The 15,221-nt window shown below is 45.0% G+C and carries 16 protein-coding genes and 2 tRNA genes; 9 read left to right on the top strand and 9 right to left on the bottom strand.

What is annotated here, in order from left to right; all coding sequences use genetic code 11:
- Window positions 1–40: 40 nt before the first annotated feature.
- A tRNA-Pro gene (locus tag R7035_RS22575) sits at window positions 41–117 on the bottom strand.
- 259 nt (window positions 118–376) lie between these two features.
- On the opposite strand from R7035_RS22575, the gene R7035_RS22570 reads away from it, so the two are divergent.
- The 3 genes from R7035_RS22570 to rluF all read left to right on the top strand — a co-directional run bounded on the left by R7035_RS22570 (window position 377) and on the right by rluF (window position 2,483).
- A complete protein-coding gene (locus R7035_RS22570) occupies window positions 377–517 on the top strand; it encodes a DUF3149 domain-containing protein (protein ID WP_005382236.1) in 141 nt (46 codons plus the stop codon).
- A 132-nt stretch (window positions 518–649) separates the two neighbouring features.
- Entirely contained in the window at window positions 650–1,231 is a 582-nt protein-coding gene (gene smrA, locus R7035_RS22565) for a DNA endonuclease SmrA (protein WP_005382233.1), read from the top strand.
- A gap of 94 nt (window positions 1,232–1,325) precedes the next feature.
- Window positions 1,326–2,483 carry a 23S rRNA pseudouridine(2604) synthase RluF gene (rluF, locus tag R7035_RS22560; protein WP_262652238.1) on the top strand — a complete coding sequence of 386 codons (1,158 nt, stop codon included), beginning with the start codon at window positions 1,326–1,328 and terminating at the stop codon, window positions 2,481–2,483.
- 64 nt (window positions 2,484–2,547) lie between these two features.
- Here rluF and ybaK read toward each other — a convergent pair whose 3' ends face one another.
- From ybaK to hemA, 8 genes are all read right to left on the bottom strand, one after another.
- Window positions 2,548–3,021, bottom strand: coding sequence for a Cys-tRNA(Pro) deacylase (gene ybaK / locus R7035_RS22555; RefSeq protein ID WP_005384092.1), 474 nt, complete (start codon window positions 3,019–3,021; stop codon window positions 2,548–2,550).
- Window positions 3,022–3,123: 102 nt separating this feature from the next.
- The gene (ushA, locus tag R7035_RS22550) at window positions 3,124–4,806 is read right to left on the bottom strand and encodes a bifunctional UDP-sugar hydrolase/5'-nucleotidase UshA (protein ID WP_132937040.1); all 1,683 of its coding nucleotides are present in this window, start codon (window positions 4,804–4,806) and stop codon (window positions 3,124–3,126) included.
- Window positions 4,807–5,026: 220 nt separating this feature from the next.
- Entirely contained in the window at window positions 5,027–5,878 is an 852-nt protein-coding gene (kdsA, locus tag R7035_RS22545) for a 3-deoxy-8-phosphooctulonate synthase (protein ID WP_005384095.1), read from the bottom strand.
- 53 nt (window positions 5,879–5,931) lie between these two features.
- Window positions 5,932–6,741, bottom strand: coding sequence for a SirB1 family protein (locus R7035_RS22540; RefSeq protein WP_005384098.1), 810 nt, complete (start codon window positions 6,739–6,741; stop codon window positions 5,932–5,934).
- Between the two features lie 5 nt (window positions 6,742–6,746).
- Window positions 6,747–7,130: a SirB2 family protein gene (locus R7035_RS22535; protein WP_005382225.1), complete on the bottom strand. Its 384-nt coding sequence runs from the start codon at window positions 7,128–7,130 to the stop codon at window positions 6,747–6,749.
- Window positions 7,131–7,170: 40 nt separating this feature from the next.
- Window positions 7,171–8,025 (bottom strand): peptide chain release factor N(5)-glutamine methyltransferase, encoded by an 855-nt coding sequence (gene prmC / locus R7035_RS22530; protein WP_169629013.1) that lies wholly within the window; start codon window positions 8,023–8,025, stop codon window positions 7,171–7,173.
- A gap of 3 nt (window positions 8,026–8,028) precedes the next feature.
- Complete coding sequence (gene prfA, locus R7035_RS22525) at window positions 8,029–9,117, bottom strand: peptide chain release factor 1 (protein WP_005382222.1); 1,089 nt, start codon at window positions 9,115–9,117, stop codon at window positions 8,029–8,031.
- A 29-nt stretch (window positions 9,118–9,146) separates the two neighbouring features.
- Window positions 9,147–10,403 (bottom strand): glutamyl-tRNA reductase, encoded by a 1,257-nt coding sequence (hemA, locus tag R7035_RS22520; RefSeq protein WP_005384104.1) that lies wholly within the window; start codon window positions 10,401–10,403, stop codon window positions 9,147–9,149.
- Window positions 10,404–10,537: 134 nt separating this feature from the next.
- Between hemA and lolB the strand changes: the two genes are divergently transcribed.
- The 6 genes from lolB (at window position 10,538) to R7035_RS22490 (ending at window position 15,219) form a co-directional block, all read left to right on the top strand.
- Complete coding sequence (gene lolB, locus R7035_RS22515) at window positions 10,538–11,176, top strand: lipoprotein insertase outer membrane protein LolB (RefSeq protein ID WP_017634843.1); 639 nt, start codon at window positions 10,538–10,540, stop codon at window positions 11,174–11,176.
- The gene (gene ispE / locus R7035_RS22510) at window positions 11,173–12,045 is read left to right on the top strand and encodes a 4-(cytidine 5'-diphospho)-2-C-methyl-D-erythritol kinase (protein WP_005384108.1); all 873 of its coding nucleotides are present in this window, start codon (window positions 11,173–11,175) and stop codon (window positions 12,043–12,045) included. The genes lolB and ispE overlap by 4 nt, the downstream gene beginning before the upstream one ends.
- A gap of 27 nt (window positions 12,046–12,072) precedes the next feature.
- Window positions 12,073–13,017 carry a ribose-phosphate pyrophosphokinase gene (locus R7035_RS22505; protein ID WP_005393176.1) on the top strand — a complete coding sequence of 315 codons (945 nt, stop codon included), beginning with the start codon at window positions 12,073–12,075 and terminating at the stop codon, window positions 13,015–13,017.
- Between the two features lie 151 nt (window positions 13,018–13,168).
- On the top strand, window positions 13,169–13,759 hold the full coding sequence (gene pth, locus R7035_RS22500) for an aminoacyl-tRNA hydrolase (RefSeq protein ID WP_005384112.1): 591 nt from the start codon (window positions 13,169–13,171) through the stop codon (window positions 13,757–13,759).
- Between the two features lie 10 nt (window positions 13,760–13,769).
- Complete coding sequence (gene ychF / locus R7035_RS22495; protein WP_005393178.1) at window positions 13,770–14,861, top strand: redox-regulated ATPase YchF; 1,092 nt, start codon at window positions 13,770–13,772, stop codon at window positions 14,859–14,861.
- A gap of 284 nt (window positions 14,862–15,145) precedes the next feature.
- Window positions 15,146–15,219: transfer RNA gene (locus R7035_RS22490), tRNA-Met, on the top strand.
- The last annotated feature ends 2 nt before the right edge of the window (window positions 15,220–15,221 follow it).

Here is a 15,221-nt window from a genome sequence, read left to right as displayed (position 1 = left end):
AAACGACGAAAGCCTGCTCATTGAGCAGGCTTTCTGAAAGTGGTCGGTGAAGAGGGATTCGAACCCCCGACCCTCTGGTCCCAAACCAGATGCGCTACCAAGCTGCGCTATTCACCGAGATGTTTAACTGAGGAATTGTCCCCGTCAACGAATGCATATATTACGGATTCTGAACTGTGGCGCAAGTGCTTTTTACAAAAAAACCTTAGGTCTTAATTCGTTTGATGAATAACTGAACACTAGCACGTAAAATGTGACTGATAACTCACAACAAAATACAGTTTATTAACCTTAGCAACATAATTGATCCAGATCAGTGTGCAACAAGACACCGCCATTTAGTTTATTCCTGTCGGGAACATCTTGGAGGAAACGTATGGACTTTTGGCTTGATCTCCTATTTGGTAATGCAGTGGGTCTATCGTCAATGATAGTAATTTTTGGGGCAATTGGTCTGATGTTATTTTACGGCGGTTTCTTCATATACAAGATCATGAACGACAAATCTCCTCACTAGATCTCGCTTAGCTCTAGAAACGCTTTGCACCGGAGTCGGTTACTTGCCTACTCCGGTTTTTTATTTGATCTCAATGCACCACTCATTGATATAATCCTATTATTCTTCCCTGTTCTTAATGAGATTACTGCTATGTCTCACGACGACGATTTTGATCTATTTCAACAGATGATGGGCGATGTAAAGCCAATCACTCAAGACACCACCGAACACAAAAAAGTACACCAAGTAACAGAAGCACAGCTCGCAAAACGCGAAGCAGCAATCTGGTTAACGGAAGATGACCCAGAATACCTATCACTTGATCACGCTGAAATGCTCAAGCCAGAGGACTTTGTTGAGTTCAAACGTGATGGTGTACAGGACGGGGTTTACCGCAAACTTCGCCTTGGTAAGTATCCAATCCAAGCTCGCTTGGATTTGCACCGTAAAACATTGAAAGAAGCACGTGATGAAGTCGTGACGTTTTTAAAGCAATGCCTATCAATGGACATTAGAACGGTCGTTATCGTCCATGGTCGAGGAGAACGCTCAAATCCACCTGCAATGATGAAAAGCTTTGTTAGCAGTTGGCTACGACAAATAAAGGAAGTCCAATGCGTCCATAGTGCGCAACGCTTTCACGGTGGAACTGGAGCCGTTTACGTCCTACTTAGAAAAAGTGCGGAAAAGAAATTAGAAACCCGCGAACGTCACCAAAAACGGTTAGGCTAAATTTCACCCTAATGCTAGAATGCCCGCCCTTATTCTTCCTTCCCCTTAAAGGAAGGGAGCTTCATTCGCCGTTGTGAAACGTTAGGAGACAAAAATGTCACAAGACAACGCTAAACGATTAAATAAATTCATCAGTGAAACGGGGTTTTGCTCACGCCGTGAAGCAGACAGACTGATTGAGCAAGGCCGTGTCACCATTAATGGCAACAAACCTGAAATGGGGACAAAAGTGCTACCTGGTGATGATGTTTGTGTGGATGGTAAGCCAGTGGCAGCAAAAGAGAAGCCGATTTATATCGCTCTCAATAAACCAACAGGCATCACCTGTACAACTGAGAGAGACGTCCCTGGAAACATCGTTGATTTCATCGGCCACCAAAAACGTATCTTTCCGATCGGCCGCTTAGACAAACCCTCTGATGGTCTGATCTTTTTGACCAACGATGGCGACATCGTGAACAAAATCCTTCGCGCAGGCAACAGCCACGAAAAAGAGTACGTCGTACGCGTGGACAAGCCAATTACAGGCGAGTTTCTCAAACAGATGTCGAGTGGCGTTAAGATTCTCGACACAGTCACCCTACCTTGTAAGGTAACGAAAGAAACTAAATTCTCTTTCCGTATTGTGCTCACTCAAGGACTTAACCGTCAGATCCGTCGCATGTGTGAAGCGCTGGGCTATGAAGTCTTCAAGCTGCGTCGCGTACGCATCATGAATATCTCTCTTGATGGTATTCCCAATGGGAAATGGCGTTATCTAAGTGACGAAGAAGTGGCAGAGATCCTAGCAATGTGTGAAGGCTCGGTAGGTACAGAAGAAGCATCAAAAACAGACCCTAGAGGTCGCAACATTCGTAAAGCGACCGACGCGAAGCTGTTTGATAGCCGTGAAGAAAACCAAGATTCTACTGCTCGTCGTAACCAGAAGACACGAACTTTCCGCGGTAACAATGCTGATGAATTCCGTCATGCACCAAACTCGAAAAAAGGTCAACAAAAGCGTCGTCAGCGTGATGATGAAGGCGGACGTCCAGCTAAAGAACATTACAAAGCGAAATCACAAGGTGAACGCAGCAGACCGCAAGGCGAGCATGGTAAATCGCACCGTAAACCAGATGCATCGAGCAATACGCATTCAGCAAACAAGCCTCAATCACTGAGTAAGCCTAAGCAGCATTACATGAACCCAAATGCCGCGAAACCAAGCAAACCAGCTAAACGCACTGGTGGTACATTGAGTCTGAAGAAGTAACGCTTCACTGACAGGCAAGATCAAAAAAGGACGCTCATGAGCGTCCTTTTTATTTGTCATGAGTTTACAAACAAAGAGGTGCAAACTGACCACGAGTTAAGCTCAGCAAATCTCTCGGGGCTAACTCAATTTCTAAACCACGTTTACCAGCACTCACACAGATTTTGTCTTGCTCTGCTGCGCTTTCGTGCAAAAAAGTAGGTAAGGCTTTCTTCTGCCCTAGTGGGCTAATTCCACCAACGACATAACCTGTGGTCTTTTGGGCGATTTCCGGATCAGCCATATCGGCCTTTTTGCCCTTCGCTGCTTTCGCCGCCAGTTTTAGGTTCAGCTTTTGGTCAACAGGGATAATCGCAACCGCAAGGTTCTTTGGCTCCCCGTTCAAGCAGAACAGCAAGGTTTTAAATACTGTTTTCGGATCCTGCCCCAGTACTTCAGCAGCCTCCAAGCCATAACTATCGGCTCTAGGGTCATGCTCATACTGATGAATCGTGTGTGGAATTTTTTTCTTTTTCGCAAGATTAATGGCCGGAGTCATCAAGATTCTCCTCATAAAAACAAAAAGCGCAGATTGAATTGGATCTGCGCTTTTAGTTAATGATATCAGCGAGTTTGAGTCAATCGCTTTTTCTCTGTTGGGTTACTGATCAATCGCCGTATCAACTAAATACGTGATTTCACCTGAAGGGGCATACTCATTAACATCAATAGGGCTATGTGTTTCTAAATAATCCTTCAAAACCTCAGCATCGGTAAAACCTGTATTTACATACCCTGGATGATCGTCGATTTTAGGGTAACCATCTCCACCAGCAGCATTATAGCTTGGTACGGTAAAGCGGTAATTACCATCTAAGCGAAGTTGCTTATTACCAATAAACACATTGGTTACCTCACCATTATTGATACTCATCGCAATGCCGGCAAACTGTGCATAAGCACCAGAGTCAACAGGCTTAGTTGCAACGACATTTAGATAATCTAATACCTCTTTACCCGTCATATCAACGTAAGAAACCATATTGCCAAATGGCTGAACAGTGAGCACGTCTTTATAAGTAATATCACCCGCAGCAATCGAATCTCGAACACCACCAGAATTCATTACGGCGAAATCTGCTTTCGCACGTTCCATGTGAGCCGTTGCAATTAATCGGCCTAAGTTTGTTTGCTGGTAACGAACCACATTGCGGTCACCCTCAAGCTTACCGTTAGATTCTGCAATCTTCACGTTTAGTTTGCCCTGACCTTTTTCTTGATAAGGACGAAGAAACTCAAGCATCATTTCGTCTTGTTTAATCTCTTCTTGGATCAAGACTCGTTGCGACTGACCATCAACTTTAACTTTCTTTTTCAAGTTTACAGGGATTAGATCGTAGCTCACCATCGAGAGTTCGCCATTACGAAACTCGTAATCGGCGCGTCCCACATATTTCCCCCACTCATGTGCCTGAACAATAAAGGTACCATTTTGTTTATCGGGCTGACATTCATCACCTGGTTTAAAGTTCTTTTTGATAACGTTTGGACCTTCCATGCACACAGGTTCTTGTGAGTGTCCTCCAACGATCATGTCGAGATCGCCGTCATTCAAATAACGAGCTAACGCCACATCGCCAGGAGCATTGATGCCTCTATTACCATTTTCATAGTGTCCCATATGCGTGACAGCAAAAATCAGATCTGGATACTCTGTTTCTTTCAGTTCTGCAATCAGCTTCTTGGCTTCTTCTTTTGGGTCACGGAAGTCAATTTGTTCAATGAATTCAGGGTTGCCAAGTTTCGCTGTGTCTTCGGTTGTAAGACCAATGACCGCAATTTTAATGCCCTGCTTGTTAAACATCGCGTATGGTTGGAATAAACGCTTGCCAGTATTTTTATCGTAAATATTGGCAGACAACATCGGAAAGTTTGCCCACTCTTGCTGCTTGAATAGCACGTCCAATGGATTATCAAACTCATGATTACCTAGAGCCATCGCATCGTAACCAATTTTGCTCATGCCTTTAAAATCCGGCTCGGCATCTTGTAAATCAGACTCAGGTACTCCTGTGTTGATGTCACCACCAGAAAGCAGTAACACGCTGCCCCCCTCAGCCTGTATTTCTTCGCGCAAATCATCGATTAACGTTTTACGCGCCGCCATGCCATATTCACCGTATCGATTTTGCCAAAAGCGACCATGATGATCGTTAGTGTGCAACACGGTCAATTTATAGGTTGTATCGGCATTCCATTCTGGTGCAGGTTGCGTAGCACACCCAGCTAACGAGGCCAAGATAGCGGCACTCAAAACAGTTTTGATCATCAGACGCTGATTCATTTATTTACCTTTTTCTTATTGGGATTACTGAAGCACATTTTAAGCATTCGATCTATTTGAAAACCACGTGCCCCCTAACACATTGATTTAATAATTATGATGCATTGTTTGGCAATAACAAATTCATCAGTAACAAGTTTGAGAATTCACGGCTTTTCAGATAAAAAAATAGCCAACACTCGGTTGGCTATGGTATTTGTTACCACCAGTCATCTGGCGTTTACTTGATATCGATATCTGCAAAGCTCTTGATCAGATCATCAAGCGATTTCATTTGTGCTAAGAATGGCTCTAACTTGTCTAGAGGCAGTGCAGATGGGCCATCACAACGCGCTTGGTCTGGGTTTGGGTGCGCTTCGATAAATAGACCTGCGATGCCTGTCGCTAGACCCGCTTTTGCAAGCTCAACTGTCTGCTCACGACGGCCGCCAGATGCTGCGCCTGATGGGTCACGCATTTGTAGTGAGTGCGTTACGTCAAAGATGATTGGGCTACCTTTTGAAGCATTTTTCATCACACCAAAACCAAGCATATCTACAACTAGGTTATCGTAACCGTGGCAAGAACCGCGCTCACATAGGATGATCTTGTCGTTACCGCATTCTGCGAACTTCTCAACGATGTTACCCACTTGACCAGGGCTCATAAATTGAGGTTTCTTCACGTTGATAACCGCACCTGTTTTGGCCATAGCTTCAACAAGGTCAGTTTGACGAGCTAGGAATGCAGGAAGCTGAATAACGTCTACCACGTCAGCGACAGGTTGAGCTTGCGCTTCAGTGTGAACGTCCGTGATGATCTTTACACCAAAAGTGTCTTTCAGCTCCTGAAAGATTTTCATACCTTCTTCCAGACCTGGACCACGGTATGAATGAACAGAACTGCGGTTTGCTTTGTCAAACGACGCCTTAAATACGTAAGGAATACCAAGTTTTTCCGTTACTTTTACGTAGTGCTCACAGATCTGCATCGCAAGATCACGAGACTCAAGAACGTTCATACCTGCAAATAGGGTGAATGGCTTGTCGTTAGCAACCTGAATGTCGCCGATATTAACGATTTTCTGTTCCATTTTGATTCTCTTTTTCTGTCCACGATACGCCACCGTTCGGCACATCGATAAAATTAGTGAAGTGTGACGTGCGTTTCACTCATCACATTAACTTGTGATTTTAGTAGCTCGGAAGCCGGATCGTCAGGGCATTGGTCAATAAAGTACTGAAAATCTGATACCGCTACTTGAGGGCACTCTAGCTGTTGGAAAATAAAACCACGGTCACGAATTTCGTATGGGTCATCTGGCACAAACGTTAGAGCAAGATTTGTACAACGTAATGCCAGCGTATAATGCTCTTCACGCAACATCGCACTTTTAATCAATGCCAACCAGCGACCAATAATTGTTGGGTTGTCAGCTTCCTCAAAATGTTCAGGCTTTAGCTGAGCTAGCGGTCCTTCCTGGCCAATAAGCCAAGCTTGAAGAATCCTTTCACCTACATACTCACCATTAAATGGGTTGATGTAGTCTGGCTTCTTATGCATCCAGTCGACTTTTAACAGGAACTGAGTAGGGAAAGTAACTCCCTTCAACGGGAACCCCAGCTTTTTGCCTAGGTATAACAAAATCGAACCTAAGCTCACAGGAATACCTTTTCTGCGCTCCAACACTTTATCGATGAAGCTGTTGTCCGAAATAAAGTATTCCTGCTCGTCGCCTTTGAATCCCCACTCGTGGAAAAACAGTCGTAGGAATGCATCAAATCGTTGCTCTTCATCGGTTTCATGAACAAGCGTGGCTTCTGCATCTTTGTAAAGACGCTCTAACTCTTGTTTCGCCCAATGTACTTTGGTTTCTGGGTTAATCGCTTTGTTTAGCTCAAGCGCACCTTCCACCAACGGTATATTGTCAAAATCTTCGTCAAAAAACTCTAACATGACGTCTATCCAAATAACGTAGGGCTCTTAGACACAGCAATGTTTGCAGCCATGACCAACCAACCTAATGCGCCGAAAAAGCCAAATATCTTCAGTAGGTTGTTTTTCGCAAGTTTCAATGAGAAGAATCCAAGCGCAATGTACGCCAGTACGCAGGTGATTTTGTTTGTTAACCACGGTGCGGCATCGGTAAACGGGATGAAACCCGTAATGAAAATAAGCGCGATACCTGACACTAGCAATGCAGTATCAACGATGTGGGGAAACACTTTCAAAAAGCGATTATTTCGCTTCGGTGAGTTCATCATCATTAACACGAATCGGATCGATAGTAGCGTCGCACTGAGAGCGATCGTCACTAAGTGTATGTGTTTTAGAGCTACGTACATTTTTCTTCTCTTTTTAGTTAGTGTTTGCTGACTTCCATGATTAACTGGCCAGACAACCAAGCGTTACTCGATCGTTACCGCCATAATCTTTTTCCGTAGCGACCTGTTGGTAACCAAAGCCACGCATTATCTCACGCACCGCCTCACCTTGATCATAACCATGTTCAAATGCCAGCCAACCGCCCACTTCAAGATGCTGACGAGCAAGATCCGAGATATGACGAATATCAGCTAAGCCATTCTCTTTAGCAACTAATGCAGATTTTGGCTCAAAGCGCACATCACCTTGGGATAAATGTGGATCTTTTTCATCAATATATGGCGGGTTGGAGACAATTAAAGCAAACTTCGTACCTTCTGTAATAGGCTCAAACCAACTGCCTTGAGCAAAGGTCACATTTTTGATGTTTAGCTGCTCAGCATTGTACTCTGCAAGTGCTTTCGCTTCTTGCTTAAGGTCTACGCCCATCACTTGACGTTTTGGCATTTCAGATGCGAGTGCGATAGCAATTGCCCCCGTCCCCGTTCCAAGATCTAAAATAGGCCCAGTTTGCTCGTAGGTCTTATCGAGTGCAACCTCGACCAAACGTTCTGTATCCGGTCTAGGTATCAGGGTAGAAGGAGAAACTTTAAACGGTAAAGACCAAAACTCTCGCTCACCAATAATATAAGCGACGGGTTCACCAGTTAAACGTCGTTCAAGTAGAGCATCAAACTGAGATTTTTGCTCTGCTTCTAACGCTTTTTCTGGCCAGGTCAGCAGGTAAGTTCGTGGTTTGCCAAGGACATGGCAAAGGAGTACAGCTGCATCGAGAGAAGGCGACTCTTTGCCGCCTTCTGCCAGTTTCGCCGTCGCACTTTTCAGTGCTTGCTCAATCGATTGAACTTGGCTCATCGATTAGCCGTTCTCTGCGAGCGCCGCAAGTTGGTCTGCTTGGTGCTCTTGAATCACAGGATCAATCAAGCTCTGCAGGTCACCTTCCATCACTTCGTTCAAACGATAGATGGTCAGGTTGATACGGTGATCAGACACACGACCTTGTGGGTAGTTGTATGTACGAATACGGTCACTACGGTCACCAGAACCTAGAAGGTTACGACGTGTATCAGACACTTCTGCGGCACGACGCTCTTCTTCCGCTTGAACGATACGAGCAGCAAGAACCGCCATTGCTTTCGCTTTGTTCTTGTGCTGTGAACGCTCATCCTGACACTCTACTACCGTACCCGTTGGTAAGTGGGTAATACGGATTGCAGAATCCGTGGTGTTAACGTGCTGACCACCCGCGCCAGATGCACGGAACGTATCGATTTTCAGGTCTGCTGCTTTGATTTCTGGCAGATCCGCTTCAGGGATTTCCGCCATTACTGCTACTGTACAAGCAGAAGTATGCACACGACCTTGAGACTCTGTTGCTGGAACACGCTGTACACGGTGACCGCCTGACTCAAATTTCAACACGCCGTACGCACCGTCGCCGCTTACTTTCGCGATCATCTCTTTGTAACCACCGTGCTCTGCCTCGTTTGAAGACATGACTTCGATGCGCCAGCCACGCTTTTCTGCGTACTTGCTGTACATACGGAATAGATCACCCGCGAAGATACCCGCTTCGTCGCCACCCGCACCTGCACGAATTTCTAGGAAACAGTTACGATCATCGTTCGGATCTTTTGGCAGAAGAAGAATCTGTAACTCATCAGTAAGACGCTCAATCGTCGCTTTCGCTTCTTTGATTTCTTCTTGCGCCATTTCACGCATTTCTTCATCGTCTTCGTTTGCCATCTCTTCAGCGGCGACAAGATCTTCTTGTGCTTGTTGATAAGCTTGGAAGCACTTGGTTACTTCTTCTAGCTGAGAGTACTCTCTTGATAGAGCACGGAATTTGTCCTGATTTCCAATTACATCAGGATCACCAAGAAGATGTTGAACTTCTTCGTAACGTTCTACTAGCGTTTCTAGCTTAGTCAGAATAGAGGCTTTCATAGTGTCGTTTTCTTAATAAAAAGCGTGAGTTATAGATCATCCAAGCCAAGTGTTTGGCGGATAATCGTTAATTTTGCTGGTTCGCCTTGCTCTGCTGCACTTTGCAATGCGCGAGTTGGAGCGTGAATCAGTTTGTTGGTGAGTTTATTACTCAGCTCGCGCAGCACTTTCTCCGGATCTGCGCCTGCCGCTAAAGATTGCAAACTTTTGCTCAGTAACTCTTCACGAATTTCGTTGGCTGATTTGCGATAGTCGCGAATACTATCGACGGCTTGCAGTGAACGCAACCATGTCATAAACGCAGCGCTTTCTTCACTAACAATCGCTTCAGCTTGAATCGCTTCGACTTTACGCTGCTCAATGTTGCTGTCGATGATAGATTGCAAGTCATCAACAGAATACAGATATGCGTCGTTCAGTTCACCGACTTCCGACTCTACATCTCGCGGCACCGCAATATCGACTAACAAGATAGGTTGATGTCGGCGCTGCTTTAGAGCCGTTTCGACCATACCTTTGCCAATAATAGGCAATGGGCTCGCCGTTGAGCTAATCACAATATCCGCTTTCGCCAAATGTTCAGGAATTTCGTTCAAACTGATCACTTCTGCGCCAAATTGGTCCGCTAAGCCTTGCGCGCGCTCTTTAGTGCGGTTCGCGACAATCATTTTTGTGCAACCGTTGGACGCTAAATGCTTCGCGACCAATTCAATCGTCTCACCCGCACCAACTAAAAGCACGGTTGAATCTGATAACGACTCAAAAATATGTTTTGCCAGTGTACATGCCGCATAAGCCACGGACACGGCATTACCACCAATATCTGTCTCTGTTCTCACCCGTTTGGCGACTGAGAACGTCTTTTGAAACAGTTTATCAATCGAGGCATCGACGGCTTGATGATCTCGCGAGTCAGAAAATGCTTGCTTTACCTGCCCTAAAATTTGAGGCTCACCCAACACCAGAGAGTCAAGACCGCACGATACGCGCATCAAATGCTTTATTGCAGCTTGTTCTTCATGAACATACAAACTCGGCATTAAATCTTCGCGGCTCACTTGATGAAATTGAGCAAGCCAATCGATCAACTTGTTTCGCGCTCCTTGCTTAACATCGCAGTACAACTCAGTTCGGTTACAGGTTGAAACAATCACACTGCCGTTAACCGCTTCGTGCTCTCTAAGTTGCTCGAGTGCAGGGCCGAGTTTATCCGGACCAAACGCCACCTTCTCTCGCAAGTCGACAGACGCTGTATTGTGATTAATTCCAATAGCAAGCAAGGACATCTAACGTGGTATCTCTGGGATAGGTTATAAAATAGGTCCAGAATTTTACTGTAAGCACGCATTTATTGAAAGGGTAAGCCGGATTTGTTTTCCTAAGTGCGACTTTTCAATGCTATAGTTGTGAGCGATTCCCGATGAAACTGATTAATAAGCCATCAAACATGACGTTACGCTCCTTTATTCTTTTTTTCTTGTCGAGCTTACTGCTCGCTGGTTGTTCGTCCGTTCCTGAAAGTGTTACCAGCGTTGAATGGCAAGCTCATGAGCAGCGACTCGAAACCATCCAAGATTTTCAAGCAACGGGGAAACTTGGTTATATTGGCCCAGACCAAAGACAAAATTTAAACTTCTACTGGAAACATTCTTCAGCACTAAGCCAGTTGCGTTTAACAACGATTCTCGGACAAACGGCATTAAAGCTCACCATCACCCCACAAGGCGCCACAGTAGAAACTTACGATGATCAGGTCCTTTCTTCTCGCAGTGCTAACCAGCTGATTTACCGTCTTACAGGGTTGATGATGCCCGTCGATCACATGCCTGACTGGCTATTAGGTCTACCGACCGATGCCGACAAATTCCAACTGTCTCCAACCAATACACTGCAAGCGTTAAACAAACAAATTGGTTTAAATGATTGGAGTATCGCTTATCAACGATATGGCGACGTTCAATGGCATGAACAGTCTCTCCCTCTGCCAAATAAGCTGAAACTCACCACAGCTGATGTCAAAATAAATCTAGTGATCACAAAATGGAACATCACCCAATGATTGAACTTTCAACACGCTGGCCATCACCAGCGAAATTGAATCTCTTTCTATATATCAACGGCCGTACAGAGAATGGCTACCACGAGTTACAAACCTTATTCCAATTCGTCGATCACGGCGATGAGCTCACCATTCAAGCGAACCATTCTGGTGATATTACGATTTCTCCAGAGATAGAAGGTGTGCCTCTTCAAGACAATTTAATTTGGAAAGCAGCAACCGCGCTTCAAGCTTACTCAAACTGCCCTTTTGGCGCGCATATTGAGCTACAGAAAGTGCTGCCTATGGGTGGAGGCATTGGTGGGGGCTCATCGAATGCAGCTACAGCATTAGTGGCACTGAATTACTTATGGCAACTGAATCTAACTGACGACGAACTGGCTGAAATAGGTTTAAAACTAGGCGCAGACGTGCCCGTATTTGTGCGCGGATTTGCAGCTTTTGCTGAAGGTGTTGGTGAAAAACTCTCTCCTGCTTATCCCGAAGAAAAGTGGTATTTAGTCGTCAGACCGAATGTATCTATCGCAACCGTCGACGTTTTTTGTCATCCAGATCTAACGCGAAACACCCCAAAACGAGATCTAGAAACACTTTTAAATACGCCAAGCGTAAACGATTGCGAAAAAATTGTACGAATGCTCTACCCAGAGGTTGATAAGCAACTTTCTTGGCTGCTACAATACGCGCCGTCAAGATTGACGGGGACAGGATCTTGCGTTTTTGCTGAATTTTCGAGCAAATCTGAAGCAGAAACTATCCTTGCACAACTCTCTGATAAAGTCTCGGCATTTGTCGCTCAAGGGCGCAATATTTCGCCATTAAAAGAGACTTTGGCTGAATACCAATCAGCCTCACACCGACCTATTTAAACTGGACGCAAACCCGAGGTTTCCACCGTGCCTGATATGAAGCTATTTGCTGGTAACGCAACACCTGAACTAGCCCAACGTATTGCTGATCGTCTTTACATCTCTCTTGGTGATGCATCTGTTTCTCGCTTTTCTGATGGCGAAGTTGCAGTTCAAATCAATGAGAATGTTCGTGGTAGCGATGTTTTCATCATTCAATCCACTTGTGCACCGACTAACGACAACCTAATGGAATTGGTTGTTATGATTGATGCAATGCGCCGTGCTTCAGCAGGCCGTATCACTGCAGTTATCCCTTACTTCGGCTACGCTCGCCAAGACCGTCGTGTACGTTCTGCGCGTGTGCCAATTACTGCAAAAGTTGTTGCTGATTTCCTATCTAACGTTGGTGTTGACCGCGTTCTAACTATCGACCTACACGCAGAGCAAATTCAAGGCTTCTTCGATGTACCTGTAGACAACATCTTCGGCACGCCAGTGCTACTTGAAGATATGCAGGCTCGCGGTCTAGATAACCCTGTAGTGGTATCTCCTGACCTAGGTGGCGTTGTTCGTGCTCGTGCAACAGCAAAAGCACTAGGCGACATCGACATCGCAATCGTAGATAAGCGTCGTCCACGTGCAAACGTTTCTGAAGTAATGAACCTAATCGGTGATGTTGAAGGTCGTGACTGTGTGATCGTTGATGACATGATCGACACAGGTGGCACACTATGTAAAGCAGCTGAAGCACTAAAAGAGCGCGGTGCTAAGCGTGTATTCGCTTACGCTACTCACGCAGTATTCTCAGGCAACGCTGCGGATAACATCAAGAACTCAGTTCTTGACCAAGTTATAGTAACTGACTCTATCTCTCTGTCTAAAGAGATGGCTGCAACAGGTAAAGTGACAACACTAAGCCTATCTCGCATGCTGGCTGAAGCGATTCGTCGTATCAGCAATGAAGAGTCAATCTCTGCAATGTTCAACTAATACGAACATTTCAGTTACACTGATTTAAAAAGCACCCCTCTTTGGGGTGTTTTTTTATTTGTACTGATAACTAGAAAATCCCTTGGTCGCCCACCGCGAGTTTTCTGTGCTATCATACTGCGCTTTTTGAGATTCCAGAGAGATCCTAACCTTGAGTCAACAAATCAAACTTCTTGTTGGTCTTGCTAACCCAGGACCAGAATACGCCAGAACTCGTCACAATGCGGGCGCTTGGGTTGTAGAAGAATTAGCACGCGTTCACAACGTTACACTGAAGAACGAACCAAAGTTTTTTGGTCTAACAGGACGCATTATGGTCAATGGCCAGGATCTCCGTTTGCTTATCCCAACCACCTTCATGAATCTATCAGGTAAATCGATCGCAGCGCTTGCGAAATTTTATCAAATTAAACCTGAAGAGATCATGGTCGCTCATGACGAGCTAGACTTACCGCCAGGTGTCGCTAAGTTTAAAAAAGGTGGGGGGCACGGTGGACACAACGGTCTGCGTGACACCATTAGCAAACTGGGCAATAACAAAGATTTTTATCGTCTTCGTATTGGCATTGGTCATCCGGGACACAAAGATAAAGTGGCGGGTTTTGTATTAGGTAAAGCGCCAGCTAAAGAGCAAGAGCTTTTAGATGCAGCAGCTGATGAGGCTGTTCGTTGTCTAGATATCCTGATTAAGGATGGCCTATCTAAAGCACAAAATCGCCTCCACACGTTCAAAGCTGAATAAGGTTACTATCATGGGTTTTAAATGTGGCATCGTTGGTCTACCTAACGTAGGTAAATCAACTCTGTTCAACGCACTAACTAAAGCGGGTATCGAAGCAGCAAACTTCCCGTTCTGTACCATTGAACCAAACACTGGTGTGGTTCCTGTGCCAGATCTACGTCTAGACGCACTAGCTAAGATCGTTAACCCACAGAGAGTTCTTCCAACGACGATGGAGTTCGTGGACATCGCTGGTCTTGTTGCTGGTGCATCACGTGGTGAAGGTTTAGGTAACAAATTCCTAGCTAACATCCGTGAAACAGACGCGATTGGCCACGTTGTACGTTGTTTTGAAAACGAAAACATTGTTCATGTTTCAGGTAAAGTTTCACCTATCGAAGATATCGAAGTGATCAACCTTGAACTTGCAATGGCTGACCTTGATTCTTGTGAGCGAGCGATTCAACGTAACGCGAAGAAGGCAAAAGGCGGCGATAAAGACGCAAAATTTGAACTAACCGTACTAGAAAAACTGTTACCAGTACTAACTGAAGGCGGCATGGCACGCACAGTTGAGCTATCTAAAGAAGAGTTAGCAGCAATCGGCTACCTAAACTTCCTAACACTGAAGCCAACTATGTACATTGCAAACGTAAACGAAGATGGCTTCGAAAATAACCCATATCTAGATGCGGTTCGTGAGTTCGCAGAAAAAGAAAACAATGTCGTTGTACCTGTATGTGCAGCTATCGAATCTGAACTATCTGAACTAGAAGATGAAGATCGCGAAGAATTCCTAGCAGATATGGGGATCGAAGAGCCGGGCCTGAACCGTGTAATTCGCTCTGGTTACGAACTACTGACTCTACACACCTACTTCACAGCAGGTGTTAAAGAAGTACGTGCTTGGACAATCCCTGTTGGTGCAACTGCGCCTCAGGCGGCAGGTAAGATCCACACTGACTTCGAGAAAGGCTTTATTCGTGCAGAAGTAGTCGGTTACGACGATTTCATCCAATTCAATGGTGAAAATGGCGCAAAAGACGCAGGTAAATGGCGTCTAGAAGGTAAAGACTACATCGTAAAAGATGGCGATGTTGTACACTTCCGCTTCAATGTTTAATTAAATGAATGAATTCTAAACACTTCATTTACACTAAAAGCCAGCTGTTAAGCTGGCTTTTTTAATACCTTAAGTAAATGAACAAAAATAAATTACGCAACTGCAAGCTAATTTATTTCCAGTTTTAGATCATAAACACGCCTCTTTGTTTAAAAAGGAAGCGAACGAGGTTTTTTCCGAAATTTATTAAAAAAAACTGTTGACGGATCTCACTCAACTTCGCATAATGCGCGCCGTTCCCAACGACAAGGCAACAAAGCGTTGAGAACAAAAAATATGGTTTTGGCTACGTAGCTCAGCTGGTTAGAGCACATCACTCATAATGATGGGGTCACAGGTTCGAATCCCGTCGTAGCCACC

Source organism: Vibrio sp. 1731, from assembly GCF_033339955.1.
GTDB lineage: Bacteria > Pseudomonadota > Gammaproteobacteria > Enterobacterales > Vibrionaceae > Vibrio > Vibrio alginolyticus.
Note: the sequence above shows the minus strand (reverse complement) of the source record. Positions and strands in the feature narration are given on the sequence as shown.

What these genes read in the sequence shown, in the direction of transcription:
- ispE (WP_005384108.1), top strand. Translation starts at nt 11,173, where the DNA reads ATGATTGAACTTTCAACACGCTGGCCATCACCAGCGAAATTGAATCTC.
- kdsA (WP_005384095.1), bottom strand. Translation starts at nt 5,878, where the DNA reads ATGGAACAGAAAATCGTTAATATCGGCGACATTCAGGTTGCTAACGAC.
- lolB (WP_017634843.1), top strand. Translation starts at nt 10,538, where the DNA reads ATGAAACTGATTAATAAGCCATCAAACATGACGTTACGCTCCTTTATT.
- rluF (WP_262652238.1), top strand. Translation starts at nt 1,326, where the DNA reads ATGTCACAAGACAACGCTAAACGATTAAATAAATTCATCAGTGAAACG.
- ybaK (WP_005384092.1), bottom strand. Translation starts at nt 3,021, where the DNA reads ATGACTCCGGCCATTAATCTTGCGAAAAAGAAAAAAATTCCACACACG.
- prmC (WP_169629013.1), bottom strand. Translation starts at nt 8,025, where the DNA reads ATGAGCCAAGTTCAATCGATTGAGCAAGCACTGAAAAGTGCGACGGCG.
- R7035_RS22535 (WP_005382225.1), bottom strand. Translation starts at nt 7,130, where the DNA reads ATGTACGTAGCTCTAAAACACATACACTTAGTGACGATCGCTCTCAGT.
- hemA (WP_005384104.1), bottom strand. Translation starts at nt 10,403, where the DNA reads ATGTCCTTGCTTGCTATTGGAATTAATCACAATACAGCGTCTGTCGAC.
- smrA (WP_005382233.1), top strand. Translation starts at nt 650, where the DNA reads ATGTCTCACGACGACGATTTTGATCTATTTCAACAGATGATGGGCGAT.
- ushA (WP_132937040.1), bottom strand. Translation starts at nt 4,806, where the DNA reads ATGAATCAGCGTCTGATGATCAAAACTGTTTTGAGTGCCGCTATCTTG.
- R7035_RS22540 (WP_005384098.1), bottom strand. Translation starts at nt 6,741, where the DNA reads ATGTTAGAGTTTTTTGACGAAGATTTTGACAATATACCGTTGGTGGAA.
- R7035_RS22570 (WP_005382236.1), top strand. Translation starts at nt 377, where the DNA reads ATGGACTTTTGGCTTGATCTCCTATTTGGTAATGCAGTGGGTCTATCG.
- prfA (WP_005382222.1), bottom strand. Translation starts at nt 9,117, where the DNA reads ATGAAAGCCTCTATTCTGACTAAGCTAGAAACGCTAGTAGAACGTTAC.
- ychF (WP_005393178.1), top strand. Translation starts at nt 13,770, where the DNA reads ATGGGTTTTAAATGTGGCATCGTTGGTCTACCTAACGTAGGTAAATCA.